This window comes from Nocardioides sp. P5_C9_2 (genome assembly GCF_054049555.1).
Genome location: NZ_JBFUMD010000622.1, coordinates 1 through 1,823, shown reverse-complemented (window position 1 = coordinate 1,823; position 1,823 = coordinate 1). Strand labels below are relative to the sequence as shown.

The 1,823-nt window shown below is 69.0% G+C and carries 2 protein-coding genes; one reads left to right on the top strand and one right to left on the bottom strand.

Going from position 1 to position 1,823, the window contains the following annotated elements:
* Positions 1–398 (bottom strand): helix-turn-helix domain-containing protein (locus ACXJKL_RS20325; RefSeq protein WP_457208806.1); only part of this gene is annotated, 398 nt, incomplete at its 3' end.
* Positions 399–619: 221 nt separating this feature from the next.
* Here ACXJKL_RS20325 and ACXJKL_RS20320 point away from each other — a divergent pair.
* Complete coding sequence (locus ACXJKL_RS20320; protein WP_457208805.1) at positions 620–1,690, top strand: SDR family oxidoreductase; 1,071 nt, start codon at positions 620–622, stop codon at positions 1,688–1,690.
* The last annotated feature ends 133 nt before the right edge of the window (positions 1,691–1,823 follow it).

The window sequence follows — 1,823 nt, the reverse complement described above, 5'->3', positions numbered from 1 at the left end:
GCCTCGGCCGGCGAGGCCATCGCCGAGCGACTGACCACTCCGGCCGAGCCTCGGCCCTGTCGACCCTGCGTCGCGCCGTCCCGTGATCCACCCGGGGGCGGGCCGTCGCCGGCAGCACCGCTGCTGGAAGCGTCGCTCTCGCCGTCGGGAGCGGGCTCGTCGGAGGTGTGGAAGAGCTCGTCGATGGACACCTCGAGCACCTGGGCGATCGAGTAGAGCGTCGCCACCGAGGGCTGGGACTTGCCGTTCTCCATCTGGGACAGGAAGGAGGGGGACACGCTCAGCTGTCGCGCGAGCTCGCGTAGCGAGAGACCCGCCTGCTGACGGGCCGCACGCAGCTTGCTGCCCAGCTGGCCCACCCCGCCGGTCTCGGGCAGCAGCTCCTCCGACTCACTCATGCACCCATCCCCTTGATTGTCCGTACCGCTTGACGCCGAGACCCCGGCCTGACGCAGGTGTGACCAGTCGCCGCACCGGGCGAGTGATCATCAACAGCGAACGATGGGGAGTCCTGAGCCCGCATTGTTCACCGTCACTTGACGAATTGTCCACCGCGGATCACGATGGGCCGGACATCCGGTCCGCCCGGACACCCCACACCGCTCCTTGGAGGGACATCGTGTCACCAACCGTTCTGGTCGTCGGAGTCACCGGTATAGCGGGCTTCAACACCGCGCAGGCGATGGCGTCGGCCGGGTGGCGGGTCCTGGGCCTGTCCCGCTCCCATCGGTACGACATCCCCGGCGTGGAGCAGCTGCGTGGTGACGTCCTCGACCCCGAGTCGCTCGACCGCGCCCTCCAGGGCCAGGAGTTCAGCCACGTCGTCTTCACGACGTGGTCGCGTCAGGAGACCGAGGCCGAGAACAGGCAGGTGAACAGCGCGATGCTCGCCAACCTGCTGGCCGCGGCAGGCCGCGCCACGAAGCTCGAGCACGTTGCGCTGGTCACCGGGCTCAAGCACTACCTCGGTCCCTTCGACGCCTACGGCTCAGCTCCGGCAGACACTCCGTTCCGCGAGAGCCAGGAGCGGCTGCCGATCGAGAACTTCTACTACGACCAGGAGGACGTCCTCTTCGCGGAGGCGGAGCAGCAAGGGTTCTCGTGGTCGGTGCATCGCCCGCACACCCTCATCGGCTTCGCGCTCGGAAACGTGATGAACATGGGCGTGACGCTGGCGGTGTACGGCGCCATCTGTCGCGTCACCGGCGAGCCCTTCGTCTTCCCGGGGAGCCAGCAGCAGCTCAACGGCATCACCGACCTCACCGACGCGCGCCTCCTCGGGCGGCACGTCCTCTGGTCCTCCACGGAGCCGCGGGCCCGCAACCAGGCCTTCAACACCGTCAACGGGGAGGTGTTCCGCTGGCGGCAGCTGTGGCCCCAGGTGGCAGACGCCCTCGGTGTCCCCGCCGCGGAGTATCCCGGTCACCCCCAGCCGCTCGAGGACCGCATGGGCCACGCCGACGAGGTGTGGGCAGGGCTGGTCGAGAAGCACGACCTCGCGCCGTACAAGGCCTCGGAGCTGGCCTCCTGGTGGCAYACGGACGCCGACCTCGGTCGCGAGATGGAGACCTTCGCGGACATGACCAAGAGTCGCTCGCTGGGATTCCTCGACCACCAGAGCACGATCGCGTCCTTCACCGACCTCTTCCAGCAGCTGCGGGACGCTCGGATCATCCCGCCGAGGGGCTGACCCGTGCTGCTGCCCGACGGGATGGGCCACCTCACGTACTCCACCCTCGTGCACCCGGGCGACACCTGGCCCGAGATGTGGGAGAGCCTGCGGACCTACGTGCCGGCCGTGAAGGCCCGGGTCTCACCCGACG